At 54.7% G+C, this 1,970-nt stretch carries 2 protein-coding genes and 1 pseudogene; all 3 read right to left on the bottom strand.

Features of this window, described 5'->3' with window-relative positions; translation table 11 throughout:
- A partial coding sequence (locus C5470_RS21675) for a recombinase family protein (protein WP_339917245.1) occupies positions 1–1,200 on the bottom strand: 1,200 nt, incomplete at its 3' end.
- Positions 1,201–1,266: 66 nt separating this feature from the next.
- Positions 1,267–1,599 (bottom strand): annotated as a pseudogene (locus tag C5470_RS23905) (recombinase family protein); the annotation flags it as partial.
- On the bottom strand, positions 1,538–1,813 hold the full coding sequence (locus tag C5470_RS23165) for a hypothetical protein (RefSeq protein ID WP_242688267.1): 276 nt from the start codon (positions 1,811–1,813) through the stop codon (positions 1,538–1,540). The gene C5470_RS23165 and the pseudogene C5470_RS23905, both read right to left, overlap by 62 nt.
- Positions 1,814–1,970: the final 157 nt, after the last annotated feature.

The following is a 1,970-nucleotide window of genomic DNA, read 5'->3' as shown; positions in this document are numbered from 1 at the left end:
ATCACGCCCCGAACGCAAAAGGTAACATTCGCCAGTGCTCTGTAAATCGGAAGATATCAGCGAAGGTGGATTGTCGCCGGAAGGGGTATTAGTCAAGGGGATTGAATGACGAATAACGATGGTGTCATCATCGATCAGGACATCCTTGACCAGCAAGCGAACGATACGCTGTCGCTCACCGATATCCAGGGTCCGGGCCGATTCCCGTAGTTGCTGAAGGAATGCGGTTAACGTTTCTGCCAGGTACAGCACCGACATACGATCAGCGGCCTGATTAATGAGCGTCTGCAACTCCGACTGTCGTTTCTGCTGGCGAGCCCGTAACTCAGGCATTCTGACCCGAAGCTCATCCAGAGACAGTAGCCCCTCCTGATAGGCCGTAACCAGCCGCTCCATACTTTTGCTAACGTGAGTCAGCTCTCGCCCAAGAGTTTCCTGTTGTTTCTTCGCTGGACCGGCTGATCGGGCTGCTTCAAGGCGTCGTTCCAGTTCAGCATTGATGAGCGCGGGATCTTCAATAAGACGGAGCACCTCCTGCCAGACGATTTGGTCGAGCAAATCCTGACGGATGGGACGGCTGTTGCATACAGCTCCACCGGGATAGCGCCAGCTATCCGAACCGAGACAGCGATAATAGGCGATTTTACGGGTGGAAGTGCGCGTCGAGGTTCTCGACAAGGCATACCCGCATTTCCGGCACGACACCATACCCTGAACCAGGCTGGGTTCAATCGTTCGCCGGGAGGAGAAGCGTTTATTGTCAGCAAGGCGTTCTGCCGCCAGTGCAAAGACTTCTTCGCTGACGATGGCGGGAACCGGTATTTCGATCCATTCCTCTCGCGGGCGCTCGTGGGCACTGGTGTTTTCACCGTGAACCGCACGTCCGTTTAAGCGGAAGGGTTTCGTCACGCGTTGCCTCGGTCCCGTTTCGGTTTTGTTGTAACAGGCTGTTCCCTTATAGGCGGGATTGCGTAACATTGCCCAGACGACTGAACGGCCCCAGCGTGTTATCTGTTTTCGCGTCGGTACGGTCATTTCACTCAGTAGCCGGGTGATAGCGCCGATGCTCAAACCCTCTGTCGTGTATTTCTCATACACCCTCTGAACGACTTTTGCTTCCTCCGGAATAATTTCGTAACGTGCCGGAGCATCATGCATTTTGCGAATATAGCGATAACCATAGGGGGCTCCACCCAGCACGGCCACGTCACCCGCCCTGGCCCGATGACGTTTGCCACGCCGATACCGTTCAAGAAGCTGGGCGCGTTCATATTCGGCGATCATGCCCTGAAGCTGAAGCAGGAGCTGGTCTTCTGCTGTGTCTGAACGCGGCGCTTTGATGAAGAGGGTTTCGACTCCATTGCGGGTGAATTCTTCGAGCAGCAGAACCTGATAGGCATATTTTCTGCTCAGTCTGTCCGGTGAGTAAACGAGAATGGCCTGAAGTTGTCCCTCTGCGGCCAGGTCGCGTAATCGCTCCAGACCCGGTCGTAACAGACTGGCACCACTAAATCCCTCGTCCTCGATAATCCATTCGTCAGGAACGCTGAAACCCTGTTCGTGAGCGAATTCGTGCAGCGCGGCAGTCTGACTGGCAATCGTATTCTTCTCTTTTTGCTGACTGGAAGAGACTCTGGCGTAGATCGCGGCAATCTTCATCAATTTTCCCCTTTACACGCGGAACACTTCCGGCGATATGCACCTGTTCCGGGACCAGTATTCTGTAAACCTGCTCCAGCTTGACCGCCAAAAGACGATCAAACACTGGCTCAAGCTGAACACAGCGCGTTGTATCCCCCCGTTCAGTTGCCATTGGCTTCGCCAATGAACACGCGCAATGCATGGGCAACCAGATTGCTGATTGTCGTGCCTTCTGCCAATGCGCGGGATCGAACTGAAGCAACCAGACCTGACGGTAACTTGAATGTCACGGCCGCTGTGGGCTCGACCGCCGGCATTGGCCTGTTGAG

Origin of the sequence: Photorhabdus stackebrandtii, assembly GCF_011189495.1 — a bacterium.
Lineage (GTDB): Bacteria > Pseudomonadota > Gammaproteobacteria > Enterobacterales > Enterobacteriaceae > Photorhabdus > Photorhabdus khanii.
The sequence above is the reverse complement of the archived record's forward strand: the minus strand, read 5'-3'. Positions and strand labels throughout refer to the sequence as shown.